The sequence below is a fragment of the Methylophaga sp. UBA678 genome (genome assembly GCF_002299105.1).
GTDB classification, from domain to species: Bacteria; Pseudomonadota; Gammaproteobacteria; order Nitrosococcales; family Methylophagaceae; genus Methylophaga; species Methylophaga marina.
The window spans coordinates 36,392-51,673 of record NZ_DBNG01000007.1; the positions used below are offsets into that span (position 1 = coordinate 36,392).

10 protein-coding genes are annotated in these 15,282 nt (G+C 44.5%); 5 read left to right on the forward strand and 5 right to left on the reverse strand.

Annotated features, from left to right (window positions below; all coding sequences use genetic code 11):
• A partial coding sequence (locus B3014_RS03090) for an AMP-binding protein (RefSeq protein WP_289286902.1) occupies positions 1-1,206 on the reverse strand: 1,206 nt, incomplete at its 3' end.
• Positions 1,207-1,335: 129 nt separating this feature from the next.
• Positions 1,336-2,856: an aldehyde dehydrogenase family protein gene (locus B3014_RS03095; RefSeq protein WP_289244819.1), complete on the reverse strand. Its 1,521-nt coding sequence runs from the start codon at positions 2,854-2,856 to the stop codon at positions 1,336-1,338.
• 154 nt (positions 2,857-3,010) lie between these two features.
• Between B3014_RS03095 and B3014_RS03100 the strand changes: the two genes are divergently transcribed.
• From B3014_RS03100 to B3014_RS03110, 3 genes are all read left to right on the forward strand, one after another.
• Entirely contained in the window at positions 3,011-3,931 is a 921-nt protein-coding gene (locus B3014_RS03100) for a helix-turn-helix domain-containing protein (RefSeq protein ID WP_286304898.1), read from the forward strand.
• Positions 3,932-4,014: 83 nt separating this feature from the next.
• On the forward strand, positions 4,015-5,763 hold the full coding sequence (locus B3014_RS03105) for an autotransporter assembly complex protein TamA (RefSeq protein ID WP_289244820.1): 1,749 nt from the start codon (positions 4,015-4,017) through the stop codon (positions 5,761-5,763).
• A 2-nt stretch (positions 5,764-5,765) separates the two neighbouring features.
• Complete coding sequence (locus B3014_RS03110) at positions 5,766-9,800, forward strand: translocation/assembly module TamB domain-containing protein (protein WP_289244821.1); 4,035 nt, start codon at positions 5,766-5,768, stop codon at positions 9,798-9,800.
• A gap of 110 nt (positions 9,801-9,910) precedes the next feature.
• Here B3014_RS03110 and dksA read toward each other — a convergent pair whose 3' ends face one another.
• Positions 9,911-10,333: an RNA polymerase-binding protein DksA gene (dksA, locus tag B3014_RS03115; RefSeq protein ID WP_286304894.1), complete on the reverse strand. Its 423-nt coding sequence runs from the start codon at positions 10,331-10,333 to the stop codon at positions 9,911-9,913.
• 332 nt (positions 10,334-10,665) lie between these two features.
• Between dksA and B3014_RS03120 the strand changes: the two genes are divergently transcribed.
• Both B3014_RS03120 and B3014_RS03125 read left to right on the forward strand, forming a co-directional pair.
• Positions 10,666-11,844 (forward strand): pyridoxal phosphate-dependent aminotransferase, encoded by a 1,179-nt coding sequence (locus B3014_RS03120; RefSeq protein ID WP_289244822.1) that lies wholly within the window; start codon positions 10,666-10,668, stop codon positions 11,842-11,844.
• Positions 11,845-11,941: 97 nt separating this feature from the next.
• Complete coding sequence (locus B3014_RS03125; protein WP_289244823.1) at positions 11,942-12,823, forward strand: diguanylate cyclase; 882 nt, start codon at positions 11,942-11,944, stop codon at positions 12,821-12,823.
• A gap of 15 nt (positions 12,824-12,838) precedes the next feature.
• On the opposite strand, the gene rlmF is transcribed toward B3014_RS03125, so the two are convergent.
• Positions 12,839-13,729, reverse strand: coding sequence for a 23S rRNA (adenine(1618)-N(6))-methyltransferase RlmF (gene rlmF / locus B3014_RS03130; RefSeq protein WP_289244824.1), 891 nt, complete (start codon positions 13,727-13,729; stop codon positions 12,839-12,841).
• Between the two features lie 138 nt (positions 13,730-13,867).
• Entirely contained in the window at positions 13,868-15,139 is a 1,272-nt protein-coding gene (locus B3014_RS03135) for an O-acetylhomoserine aminocarboxypropyltransferase/cysteine synthase family protein (RefSeq protein ID WP_286304891.1), read from the reverse strand.
• Positions 15,140-15,282: the final 143 nt, after the last annotated feature.

Genomic DNA, 15,282 nt, shown 5'->3' on the forward strand with positions numbered 1-15,282 from the left:
CCACATCCAGGCTTCAGGATTAATCGGCTCGCCGACGGTGCCTAATAGTCGTAACTTAGATAAGTCATAACTGTTTGGGATTTCATCACCGACTTTCATTAATGCACGAATAGCCGTGGGAGCTGTATAGAAAATGGTGACGCCATGACGCTGACAGATATCCCAGAAACGGCCGGCATCAGGAACGGTTGGCACGCCTTCATAGATAACTTGTGTGGCACCTGTAGCAAGCGGGCCATAAGCCACATAAGTATGACCGGTAATCCAGCCGACATCAGCTGTACACCAGAAAACATCGGAGTCCTGAATATCAAAAACCCAACGCATGGTGGTGATGGCATTTAACAGATAACCACCACAACTATGCTGAATGCCTTTAGGCTTGCCAGTAGAACCTGAAGTATAAAGAAGGAATAACGGGTCTGCTGCGTCCATCCATTCCGGTTCACATTCTTCAGGCTGATCTGCTGTCACATCAGACCACCAGATATCTCTTCCAGCTTGCATAGGTACGTCATGTTTGGTTCTTTGATAAACAATGACTTTTTCGACGCTTTCGCAGCCAGCATCTAATGCTTGATCGGTCGTTTTTTTCAGTTCAACGGTTTTGCCGCCACGAAAGCCGCCATCGGCGGTGATGATCAATTTGGCCTGAGTGTCTTCGATACGGTCTTTTAAGGATGACGCTGAAAACCCGCCGAATACCACCGAATGAATCGCGCCAATCCGTGCACAAGCCTGCATAGCAACGACAGCTTCAGTAATCATGGGCATGTAAATAATGACGCGATCACCTTTACCAATACCTTGTGCTTTCAAAGCATTGGCAAAGATGCTGACACGACGATGAAGCTCTCGATAACTGATATGTTCTACATCACCTTTTTCACCTTCAAAAATGACGGCTGTTTTATCCGCATTTTTTTCAAGCTGACGATCCAGACAGTTATAAGAGACGTTGAGTTTGCCATCCGGAAACCAGCGGTAATGCGGGGCATTAGTATCGTCTAGAGTTTGGGTGAAAGGCTGTTTCCAATCGATTTCCTGGCGCGCTATCTCAGCCCAAAATGCTTCGTGATCTTGTTCCGCTTTTTTGTATAAGACATCAAGTTGGTCTGAGAGTAATGATGCCGTTTTCAGAAAGGCTTCACTAGGTGGAAATTGACGATCTTCGTGTAAGGTTGATTCGATATTATCTTGAGCCATATGCGACACCTTTATAATTATTCTTTAGCTAAATTAACACAATACAATGATTATCAATGTGTGTTAAGCAGACATAAAAAACTCTCCCTCAATTTGTATTGAGGGAGAGTTTTGGGAGTGAACAGGCTTCTAGAAGAAACCGAGTGGGCTAGTGCTATAGCTAACCAACAAGTTTTTAGTTTGTTGATAATGTTCCAGCACCATTTTGTGGGTTTCACGTCCAACACCGGATTTTTTATAACCACCGAATGCGGCATGAGCAGGATACATATGGTAGCAGTTTGTCCACACACGACCGGCCTGAATGCCGCGGCCCATACGATAAGCCAGGTTCATATCACGCGTCCACAAGCCGGCACCCAGACCAAACTCGGTGTCATTGGCAATTTCTAGAGCTTCTGCTTCATCTTTGAATGTAGTTACAGAGACAACGGGTCCAAAGATTTCTTCCTGGAAGATACGCATTTTGTTATGGCCTTTCATCAATGTTGGCTGGATGTAGTAGCCATTGTCGAATTCAGCACCGAGTTGCTCAACCTGACCGCCCATAAGCACTTCTGCACCTTCCTGACGACCGATATCAACATAGCTGAGGATCTTTTCAAATTGCATTTGTGACGCTTGCGCACCCACCTGTACTTCAGTATCCAGAGGGTTACCACGTTTGATGTTCTTAGCGCGTTCGATAACTATTTTAATGAAGTCATCATAGATGCTTTCTTGAATAACCGCTCGAGATGGGCATGTACAGACTTCACCCTGGTTGAAGAAGGCCAGCACTAAACCTTCAGCACACTTATTAATATAGTCTTCTTCTTGTTGCATGATATCTTCGAAGAAAACGTTAGGCGATTTACCACCTAATTCAGTAGTCGATGGAATAATATTTTCCGCTGCACGTTTCATGATGTGCGAGCCAACAGGTGTTGAACCAGTGAAGGCGATTTTGGCAATACGCGTACTTGAGGCTAATGCTTCACCAGCAACGCGACCCATGCCATTAACAATGTTTAAAACACCAGCAGGTAACAAGTCACCAATGACTTCCATCAGTTTGAGAATGGAAACAGGTGTTGATTCTGCCGGTTTCATCACAATGCAGTTACCAGCAGCCAATGCTGGTGCCAGTTTCCATGCTGCCATCAGAAGCGGGAAGTTCCATGGAATAATTTGACCTACGACACCGAGAGGCTCATGGAAGTGGTATGCGACAGTCGTTTCATCGATTTCACCCATGGTGCCTTCCTGGGCACGGATGCAGCCAGCAAAATAACGGAAGTGGTCTGCAGCGAGTGGGATATCGGCATTTAATGTTTCACGAACGGCTTTACCGTTATCCCAGGTTTCAGCCACGGCAAGCATTTCAAGATTTTCTTCAATGCGGTCGGCAATTTTTAACAGAATGTTAGAACGTTGTTGAACAGACGTTTTACCCCAGGCATCTCTCGCCGCATGGGCAGCATCTAATGCCAAGTCAATATCTTCTGCAGTTGATTCTGGAATTTCACAAATCACTTCCCCTGTTACAGGCGTAGTATTCGTGAAATATTGACCTTTCACTGGCGCAACCCATTTGCCACCAATGAAGTTTTCATAACGCGATTCAAAACTGACGACAGCGCCTTCAGTACCGGGTTTTGCATAGATCATAGTCTTTCTCTCTTTGCTTATGGTTATAGTCTGAACATAAAGATGCAGGATAATTCCATCACTGGCAAGTTCGCTTGACTGAAAATCTCAATCACTTGACTGAGAGTCCAGAAGCATTCCAAAATTATTTTCGAATTTGGTATAAGATATCTGGATGAAAATTGAGAAACTCTCGCTGGTAAAACGGCGTGAAAAACGACAATTCTTGACTGAAAATAAAGTTCAGTTTGCTGGCCCTGAGTCAGAACTGAGCATTTACGATACCTATCGAGCCGTAAGCCGAGTTGGGCTGGAAGCGCAGCAATTGCTCTACTGTGGCATGGTAAGTGGTCGAAAAGTCATGCATAGCCCGCATAAGAATGACGGTGAACTGTTTTTGCCGCATGAGTCTTACGTTGTTCCTCCAGGTGAACTTGTGGAAATTGATTTTCCGGATGCCAATGAAACCGATCCGACAACGTGTCTGACCATAGAAATATCTAAAGATAGAATTGAAAAACTGTCAGAGCGTATGCGAGATCTCATTGTGCTTGATGCTCCTAATCACGAGTGGGAATATCAGCCCAAAATCATTCATAAACATCACACGGGTGATACTCAGCATTTGCTGGAAAAAATGGTGGCTTTGTACACTCGCAATGATCCAGATAAAGAGATTATGTTGGATCTCAGTGTTACTGAGCTGGTGATTAGACTACTCAGGGAACAAGGGCGTGATGTCCTATTAAGTTATTGCCAGCAATCTCCCGATGCGACAGGTGTGACAGCAGCGATTCATTATTTGGAGCAGAATATTGCTCATCCTCTGGATGTGGATCAGTTATGTCGTAAGGCCTGTATGAGTCGAAGCCGACTGTATGTAGAGTTTAAAAAGCAATTGGGTTGTACGCCGGGTGAGTTTCAGCAGCAAATTCGTTTAAAAGCAGCAGCAGAAGCCATGCAGGCTGGTAAAAGTGTGACGGATGCTTGTTACAGTTTTGGTTTTAGTGATTTAAGTCACTTCAGTCGTCGCTTTACCGGTTTTTTTGGCTGTGCGCCAAGCGTTTATCGTCAGAAGTTCATCAATAAAAAGTAAAACGCCTATCTCAATTTATCATCGGCAAGTCATTATTCTGCTGTCATAATAGCTGTCTATCTTACTTTCAACCCGAGATTATTTTGCCTGCAATAGCCTCTCTTTACAGACTATTATTCATATTTATACTGATATTTTTTAGTTCAGTATCGCTCTCTGATCCTATTAAATTAACTGTAAAAATCAACGGTGTAGATGAAGCCTTGAGTAAGACCTTACTCAATGGCCTTTCAATTGAAAAACAAAAAGACAGTGATCGTTTAAATCAACGTTATCTGGAAAAACTGCATACCTCAGCAATTGAAGAGTTGCGCACAATGCTTACGGTATTTGGTTATTACCAGCCAGACATCAACGCTGAATTACATCATGACAAAGACAACTGGCAAGCCATTTATACCATTGCTCTTGGTGAGCCAGTTAAGCTATCTCTGGTTGATCTATCTTTTATAGGAGAGGCTGCTGAGGATCCAGAATTTATAAAACTCAAAAAGTCGTTTGCCTTAGAGCCAGGCCAGCAGCTTAATCACCAAAAATACGAAGCTGCAAAAAAATCGATATTAACGCTGGGTATCAGTCGAGGTTATTTTGATGGCAAATTGACTCAATCAGAGGTTGAGGTCGATGTGCCAAAAAACATCGCCAATGTGTATCTTCATTATGATTCAGGTGTTCGATACCGGTTTGGTCAAACATTGTTTCCAGACACGGTAGTTGGTGAGCCATTACTGGAAAAGTTAGTCCCATATACTGAAGGTGAACCCTATCTGAATACAAAAGCATTAACGCTAAGAAAGAATCTTAGTGACAGTGGTTATTTTGATTCTGTTTCAGTAAAAACCAATCGTGCTGAGCGTGATGATGGTTCAGTGCCTATGGATATCAGCCTGGAAGAAAAACCTCGACAACTTTATACCGCGGGGTTGGGATACGGTACTGACACCGGTGCAAGATTAAGTCTTGGCTGGGAAAACCGTTACGTGAACAAGCGAGGCCACCGGCTCGAAGCGAATGCCCGATTATCACAAGTCACCAACACAGTCAGTGCTGATTATGTCATGCCTTTCTGGAGTGAAACCATTAATACGGTGGGTGTGAATACTGAATTTAAACAGCAAGATACAGATACTAGTGAAAGTGAATCCTTCGCTGTTGGTGGTTATTACAAACGTGATAGGTGGGGTTGGGACGAGACAGGCTCTCTCAAAGTATTACAGGAAAATTTTGATATTTCTGATGAGAGTGAATCGACACTACTACTTATTCCAGGCATGTCTTGGAGTAGAACTTGGGCAGACAATACTATCTACACAAAACACGGGGCTCGTTTATCTTTGAGTCTGTCTGGCGCATCTGAAGCCGTATTATCAGATATTACATTCGGTCAGATCGTCGTTAGAGGTAAGTTCATTCAGTCGTTTGGTGAGAATAGCCGTTTTATTACACGAGGATCGGTTGGTGCGACTCAGGTGAGCGACTTTGACAGGCTGCCGAGTTCGTTGCGCTTTTTTACTGGTGGCGATAACAGTATTCGCGGTTTTGACTACCAATCTCTTGGGCCTGAAAACTCTGATGGTGACGTTGTGGGGGGACGCTATCTTGCGGTAGGTAGTGTGGAACTCGAACATATGTTTCTTAAAGACTGGGGCGGGGCTATCTTTTCTGATTTTGGTAACGCTTTTAATAGTTTTAGTGATCCAATTGAATACAGCGTTGGTGTCGGTGTTCGCTGGCGTTCACCTGTCGGTTTAATTCGTGTTGATTTAGCAAAGGGACTCTCAGATAAGGATGAGCCCATTGCATTACACATCGTTATTGGCCCGGATTTATAAACATGCGTAAGCCTATTCTTATTGGTGTTATTGTTATTTTTGTGGCCATCATTCTTAGTATGGGGTGGCTTTTGACGACTCAGTCAGGTCTGAAAGCATCACTCAATATCGTTCAAACATTTGTGCCGGCGCTGAATGTTAAAGAAGCTAATGGCCAATTATTCGGCAAGTTGTCTTTATCTGATGTTCGTTATCAACCAGAGCAGGGAACCGCCGTTCGGATTAAGAGTGTGGTATTGCAATGGCAGCCATCAGCTTTATTAAAACGCCAGTTATTCATTCAACAAGTGGCTGTGGATGGTGTGATCTTGAGCACATCAGAACAAAGCCAGGAGACGGAACAGTCTAGTTCTGACTTCAAACTGCCGGATATCCATTTACCTTTGAGCATTAAGCTGGAAACGCTTAGTGTTAAAAATGTCACTGTTGCTCAAACTGAAGCAAGCAATACGTTGTTGGAAGATGTCCAGCTTGAGCTTGAAACCATAGCAGATGATGTCATTATCAAAAAACTATACATCGAACGCGAAGATGGACAGCTAGAGTTGAAAGGGCGTATAGGCTTAACAGCAGAACATGCGGTCGATTTGGCGTATCAGGCACAAATCTCGGATGTCTTAGCTGAAACTGTCATCATCGATGGCAATATAAACGGCAATCAACAACAACTCGTACTCACTCAGCACGTTCAGCAGCCCGTTAAATCCGAGCAGAAACTGGTTGTTAATGACCTGACCTCTTCGTTGGACTGGATATTAACAGTCTCTGCCGATGTGGTTGATATCAGTCAACTTGTGCCTGAACAGGCATTAGAACTAAATAAGGTCAATCTTCATGCGAAAGGCACGTTGTCAACCATGACGAGCTCGCTGCGATTGACGGCGAAACAGCCGGAATTGCCAGCTATTGATCTAGCTATTCAAGCTAACACTGACGATATGGCTGACTGGAATATCGAGCTTACAGCGAGCCCTGATAACGAAAAAATCATTACCGTCGCAGGCAAGGTCAATACTAATACACCTGATATAGCCTTTGATCTTAAGGCGGTATGGCAACAACTTCAGTGGCCATTACAAGGCGACGATGTGTTGATAAAAAGTGAGCAAGGCGAAGTCATGCTAACCGGTTCATTAAAGCATTACGAAGCTACGCTGGATACGGTAACAAGTTACCAGAATGAGCCCGTGGCGATCACGGCAAAGCTGGAAGGCAATGATTCATCGCTTGAAATCGAACAACTCGAGATGCAAGGTCTGGGGGGAAATATCGATACGGCAGGTCATATTGACTGGTCATCAACCCCAATCACTTATGATCTTGAGGCCCATTGGCGTGATATCACCATACCTGACTCGCTTAGTGAATTAGCTATTGATATAAGGGAAGGTCGATTAAGTTTAGCAGGCAATACCAGCAGCATGACATTACGCTCAGAAACTGATTTATCGGTAAATGAGGTCGCCATGAAGGTAAAAGCCTCAGGTGATGGACAAACCGATATAGGGTTTGAGCAAAGTCAATTATATGTTGAGTTGGGGCAGGGTAAAGTTGAATATCAAGGCCGGTTAGCCTGGGCGGGGGAATCCTTAGTGAATGGTGAGCTGACATTAACACAGCTCAACCCTGGGATTATTGTGCCAGAATGGCCAGGTAACTTATCCGGTCAGGTACCGTTAAAAGTCAGCCAGAAAAATAAGCAACTAGCCGTCGAATTAGAGTCGCTGAGATTATCAGGCACACTGAGACAGAAACCGCTGGCGATTGAAGCCAAACTACGCACCCAAGCTGAAGATGTCTGGATTGATACCCTCAAAGCAAACTCATGTGATTCACAGATGAGTTTAAATGGACAGCTTCAAAATGACATCCTGGATATTGACTGGACATTAAGCTCACCTGACCTACAAGATCTGTATCCTGGCTTGCAAGGACAACTGAGCGGTGAAGGCGAGTTAACAGGTAGTGTCGAACAACCACGTATTTTGGCGGAGATTAATGGCCAAGCCCTTGCCTTTGAAACAACAAAAGTAGAGACACTCTCAGGCAATATTGATGTCAGTCTGCAAACTAATGCCAATATCAATAGCCACATTCTTGTTACTGGACTGATGCTATCCGATCAACTCATTAACCGTATTGAGCTTGCTGTGCAAGGAAAACAACAGTCTCACCAAATACAGCTTAATGTTGACTCAAACATGATCAATCTCGATTTAGCAGCAGACGGACAGCTGAACAAGGAAATATGGACAGGACAGTTCAGTCAATTCAGTTTTGGTAATGAACAGGCGGGTGTTTGGCAACTGAGAGAAAAAGGTGAGCTTCAACTTAGTGCGCAACAGCAAGATATTCCCCGTCACTGCTGGCAGTCTGAAAAAGGAAATCTCTGTTTGGCTGCAATGCATTCTCAAGAACAGTGGCAAGTATCAGGCGAGTTTGCGGATTTACCTTTGACGTTGTTTGAGCCACTAGCCGTGGAACTTGAGCAGCTGCAAGGACAGTTAAAAGGCCGCTTTAACCTGGCAGCAGATAAGCACAATAAGATGACGGGGTCAGGCAAAATTTCTCTAGAAAATGGTTCTGTTCAGCTTAATCAGTCAGACCTTCAACAAAAGCAAGCCGTTACGCTGAAAAATACCTTTATTGAGTATCAGTTAGATGAGACTCAGACCACAGCACAGCTGCACATTGAACCTCAAATAGAGGGTGTATCAGCCATGAATGCAGACATAGCAACAGCCAGTGCAGAGGCTTTAATGGCCGACCCAAACCAGGCAGCACTAAAAGGTAAGATCACTACCCATATCGCGGATATGTCAGCATTACAATTTTCACATCCGGCCATTGAAGGCTTGCAAGGCGAGCTGGATGTCAATATCGGTATTAGCGGAACCATAGAGCAACCAGAGATTGATGGTAAAGCGAAGTTGGCTAATGGACAGGTTAGCGTGGTGGATGCCGGAATTATTGTGAAAAATATCCAAGCGGATATTAACGGTAACCTTGACAAGGTTCAGATGACCTTAACGGCTGAATCAGGTGAAGGGCAGCTCAATGTCACAGGTGAATATGTGCTACAGAACTCGGGCTGGGCGCTGACTGCAAATGTATCAGGGTCACAGCTTGAAGTGATGAACACACCTGAAGCACTAGTTATTGCTGAGCCCGATATGACGATTACAGTGACTCCGGAAGCCACCAAAGTCACAGGGAAAGTATCGATTCCACGCGCCCAGATTGAACCGACTCGGTTTAACTCATCAGTGAGCCCCAGTACTGATGTGAAGGTCATTTCAGATACCCAAACGGAACAGGCGAGTTCCTCACAAACTCAGTTGGATATCACGGTCAGTCTTGGTGACAAAGTTCAGATCAAAGCTATGGGATTTCAGGGACGCTTGACGGGTAATTTGCAGGTGTCAGGTAACCCTAATGATGTCTTGCTAGGTAATGGCCAGATAACGATTAAAGACGGAAGCTATATTGCCTATGGACAGTTATTGAAAGTCGACAATGGCAAAATTCGTTTTTCTGGTCCTATTGATAATCCTGAGCTGGATATTAAAGCAGTACGAGAAACAAAAGAGGTGACTGCAGGCCTGTATATTGAAGGTAATGTGAATGCACCTCAGGCAACGTTATTTTCTGATCCTGATATGAGTCAGGATGATATTTTATCTTATTTGATTTTAGGCAAACCGATTGAGCAAGCCAGCGCCACCGATGCGGCGCTATTGGCCTCAGCGGCGACAGGTATTGGCCTACAAAATGGGGCGATGATTGGTGACGATATTGCTAACACGTTTGGTCTGGATGAGTTTGCTATTACCGGTGATAGTAAAGAAAATGCAGCGTTGACGATTGGTAAATATTTATCACCAAAACTCTATCTAAGCTACGGGATTGGCGTGTTTGATTCAGTCAGTAGTGTGGAGCTTCGATATCAGCTAAGTAAAATCTGGGCGTTAAAAGCAGAATCGGGCACTGAAAGTGGTGTAGATTTACTTTATACCTATGAGCCCTCTAATGATTAGAGGTTGAAAGAGACGATACAAAAAAGCCCCGATATCGGGGCTTTTTTATGCGTATGAGGTCTTAAAGCATCAATCCTGATGCTTTGAAACAACGCCTTATAACAGACGAATCAGATGCGGTTCTTTTCTCTGATTTCGTCCAGAGTTTTACAATCGATGCATAGCGTTGCTGTTGGTCGAGCTTCTAAACGACGAATACCGATTTCAGTACCACATGACTCACAGAAACCGTAGTCACCTTTTTCTAAGTCCACCAGTGACTCATCAATCTTCTTGATTAATTTACGTTCACGGTCACGTGTGCGTAACTCAAGTGTGAATTCTTCTTCCTGTGTGGCGCGATCATTTGGATCGGGGAAGTTGGCCGCTTCATCTTGCATGTGATGAACGGTGCGGTCGACCTCAGCACGAAGCTGTGCTCTCCAGTTTTCTAAAATCTGACGAAAGTGCTCAACTTGAGCATCGTTCATATACTCTTCGCCTGCTTGCTCCTGGTAAGGAGTAATCTTAGTGTCGACTTGAGTGTTTTCCATCTTGAAACCTCATACTTTCTAAAACCAAGGGCGAATCTATACCAGAAGCGCCCAGCTTGTGCAAAATTAAAATTAACGTCGATGAACGGGTGTGGTGATAATTGATTATTTAACAATAAAAAACCATCACTTTTTCTCTTCGTCTCGACATCAGTCTGATTAAAAACCAGAGAGCATGGCACCGAAACGCGCACCTGTCTATCTTTTTCAACAGTAGATTAGTACGCCTATGTATGGGCATTGGCAAGCCTTTTCAATAGCTGCTGTTAAACCAGCTGAATTTGCTAAACTAGCCGCCAATTATTTCACCTTAAAACTCAAACGGATACGGCATGACCAAAAAAGTCGCCAGTCGCGCAAACGCAATTTCTCCCTTCCACGTTATGGATATTTTGTCTCAGGCTAAACAGCTGGAAGCGGCAGGACAGAACATCATTCATATGGAAGTGGGTGAGCCCGACTTTGACACACCTCAACCGATTATCGAAGCCGGCATACATGCATTAAAGCAAGGTAAGACGCATTACACCCCAGCGTGTGGTTTGCCTGAATTAAGAGAAGCAATTGCTGGCTGGTATGAAGAGCAGTATCAGGTAAAGGTCAATGCTGAGCGAATTATTGTCACACCAGGCGCATCAGGTGCATTACTTTTGGTAATGGGAGCGTTACTCGAGAAACAGAAGCAGGTGTTGTTGGCGGATCCCGGTTATCCCTGCAATAAACACTTTGCCAGATTTGTTGAAGGACGCGTCAATAGTATTCCGGTTAATGCGAATAACCAATACCAACTCACCGCTCAGCATATTGAGCAATATTGGGATGATAATACCGCGATGGCTTTAGTCGCTTCACCATCTAATCCAACAGGCACGGTGTTAACCCAACCAGACCTCAAGGAGTTAGCTGCTGCTGTCGCGAGAAAATCAGGCCATCTCGTCGTTGATGAGATTTATCATGGCCTTACCTATGATGGCTTTCACGCGCCCACGGCCTTATCGGTGAGTGATCAGGTGTTTGTCGTCAACAGCTTTTCTAAATTCTTTGGTATGACGGGATGGCGTTTGGGCTGGTTAATGGTGCCGGAAGGCTATACCGAAGTGATGGACAAATTAGCCCAGAATCTGTTTCTTGCACCAACGACCATGTCGCAATATGCCGCACTGGCGGCGTTTCAGTCCAATACCTTAGCGATATTAGAACAACGTCGCCAAGCCTTTGAGCGCCGCCGAAATACCTTGCTGCCATTATTGAAAGATATCGGCTTTTCCATACCCGTCACGCCACAAGGTGCTTTTTATCTTTATGCAGATTGTTCAACACTGCTGAATGAGCAGATACCCGATAGTATGGCTTTATCCCGGTTCCTGCTAAGTCAAGCCGGTGTCGCTATCACACCAGGTTTGGATTTTGGCCATCACCAAGCTGAGTCACATTGTCGTTTTGCCTATACAAGAGATGAGTTATTGCTGGTAGAAGCTGCTGAGCGTATCAAACGTGTCATGACTGGATAAATCAAATAAGGCTTGTTTAGCAAACGCTAATATGGAATAGTCAAATGAGAGTCTGACATCGTCGGCTCTATATTCATTACCAATCGGATGGGCAGGCATGACAACGGTGATTCACCAACAATTACGCTTTGTTATTGATGAAATAGATAAAGCGATAGACAGTCATCAACAATGGTATCAACGGCTTTTGCGAGTGTTAGTGTCCCGCGTGGCACCTGATGAAAAAGATCTCAAAAATGATGCACATAAGTCATGTGAATTTGGTGAGTGGTTGTACACCTCACATATCGAGCTGATTCAGGAGCATCCCACCTTTGTGTCTCTGGAAATAGCCCATGAAAAGATGCACAGAAAAGCGAAGCAACTGATTGAGCTTGTCGTGTCTGATCAAGGGATTCCAGTGAGCTTGTTTGATGAGTTTAACGATGAGCTTGAAAAGATGCGGACACAGTTCCAGGCATTACGTCACGAGTTCGCCGATTTGGTCCAGAACCTGGATCCCTTAACTGGGGCTCAGACGCGAGCCGGTATGCAGGCTGAACTGAATAAAGAGCATGCTCTGGCAAAACGAAGCCAACAACCCAGCGCATTGGCTATGCTCGATCTTGACCACTTTAAACAGGTGAATGATAACTACGGGCACTCAGTCGGCGATGAGGTATTGATTAAAACGGTCGCATGTTTACAGCACGTATTGAGACCTTATGATCAGCTTTATCGCTACGGTGGCGAAGAATTCCTGATTTGCATGCCCAATACCACATTAGAACAAGTCGAACATGTGGCAGAGCGTATTCGCAGCATGGTTGCAGAACAGCAGATTATTTACGATAAAGAAGGTAACACATTACAAGTAACGGCCTCGATTGGTGTCACATCCCTTGATCCCGCCTATAGTGTTGACGATGCCATAAACAAGGTGGATGAAGCTATGTACGAGGCGAAAGCGGCTGGTCGCAACTTAGTGAAGGTTCGTTAGCGACTGCTGACCGTTTTAATTAAACGTCCAGGCGAGGATACGTGTGATTTTGTTACCTTGATACATATCAATTTGTTTTACCTCAGTAGCGCCCAGTTTTTGAATTAACTTGATTGCGGGTTTTACGTTCTCAATTTTTGACACCAGACTCGTAAACCAACGACATTGCTCGGCAAACGCCTGACTCTCACGAATCATCTTTTTGAGAAACAATTTCTCACCACCATTGCACCATAATTCGGCTGCTGAACCGCCAAAATTCAATGTAGGCTTATTGGTTTTTAGCTTTAAATTATGTTGTTTTTGTTGATGCGTTTTTAATGCTGCTTCAGCAGAAGCATGAAAAGGCGGATTACACACGCTCACATCAAATCGCTCACCTTGCTTAATGATGCCTTCAAATATGTGATGTGGATTTGGCTGATGACGCAGTGTCACCTGTGTTTCTAATGTTTTGTTGTTATCGAGTATGGTGGCGACATTGTTGAGTGACGTTTCATTGATATCACTGCCCACACATTGCCAGCCATAACACCGACTGGCTAACAGAGAATAAATGCCATTGGCGCCAATACCTATATCGAGCATTCGGATATCGCTAGTGCGATCTGTAACACCTAATAAATCAGCTATGTAGTGGATATAGTCGACGCGTCCAGGAATCGGCGGGCACAAGGCACCATCGGGGATAGCCCAGTCCTTGATTTGATAATGATGTGCCAGCAGAGCGGCATTTAGTTGTTTGACGGCCTCAGCATCACTGTAGTCGATAGATAAATGATCAAAATCATTGGTGAATACAAAAGCGTCTAAGGGGGGATGGCTGGCTATCAATTCAAGAAAGTCATAACCGTGATTATGAAGGTTTCTAGGATGTAAACCTTTGTTAGGTGAGCGTTTAGTCATTTTTTTGATGGGCGTTGGTTATGGCACGAAGAGCGCTCTCAACTTAATGAGATGCCATTATAAGTGTGGCGAGTGGCAATAAAAAAATAATATGCTCAACCTGACCGTGAGATCAGGTTGAGATAAATAAAGCTGTTTTTATGCTTTTTCCAGTGCCTGAGCGATATCAGCAATAATGTCGTCAATATGCTCAATCCCGACCGAAATACGCACTAAGTCTTCTGATACGCCTGCGGTGGCCAGCTCTTCCGGGTTTAACTGACGATGAGTGGTGGTAGCAGGGTGGCAGGCCAGTGATTTTGCATCACCAATATTGACCAGACGTAAAATCATCTGCAAAGCATCAATAAAGCGGGCACCTGCTTCTTTGCCTCCGGTGATGCCAAAGCTGAGAATACCGGAAGCCTGACCTTTGGTAATTTTCTGGCAGACCGCATGATAGGGGCTGTTTTCTAAAGCCGCGTAATTGACCCATTCCACTTTAGGGTGTTGTTGCAAATAATTAGCGACTTTCAGTGCATTCTCACAGTGACGTTCCATTCTTAAACCCAAGGTTTCAAGACCCTGCATTAATAAAAAGGCACTGTGAGGAGACAAGGCTGAACCCGTATTACGCAGCGGAATGACACGACAACGACCAATATAGGCGGCAGGCCCTAATGCTTCTGTATAGACCACGCCATGGTAAGAAGGATCAGGTTCGTTAAGCATCGGGAAACGATCTTTATTCGCCACCCAGTCAAAACGACCTGAGTCGACAATCATGCCGCCAACTGTTGTGCCATGACCGCCGATGTATTTGGTTAATGAATGCACGACGATATCTGCACCATGATCAAAAACACGGCAAAGATAAGGTGTGGCTACTGTATTATCGACAATTAACGGTACACCATGACGATGAGCAATCTCAGCCCAACGCTGTATATCAACGATATTACCGGCAGGGTTACCAATTGATTCACAGAATAAGGCTTTGGTTTTCTCGTCAATCAGGCTTTCGATTTTGTCGTAATCGTCAAAAGAGGCCATACGCACCGTAATCCCTTGTCGCGGGAAGGTATGTGCAAACAGGTTGTAGCTACCGCCATAGAGTTGAGTGCTGCTGACAATATTGTCACCTGCTTCCGCAATCGCCTGGATAGCATAGGTAATCGCTGACATGCCGGATGCCACGGCCAGACCAGCAATACCGCCTTCCATCTCGGCAAGACGTTTTTCCAGCACGTCATTGGTTGGGTTCATAATTCGTGTGTAAATATTGCCCGGAACTTTCAGGTCAAATAAATCAGCGCCGTGCTGAGTATCGTCAAACGTATATGAGGTCGTTTGGTAGATAGGAACGGCAGCTGATTTAGTCGTCGGTTCAGATTCATAACCGTGATGTAAGGCGAGTGATTCTAATCGCATAATTCTCTCCATAAGCGCTGAGTTATACCATTTTATTGTGGTTAAGCTTGTCTACATGGCAGAGATTAACATGAGTACGCATGATGAGAGGTAATTGGTCACATGAGATATAAAAAGCAGAGCCACAAGACCATGACTCTGCT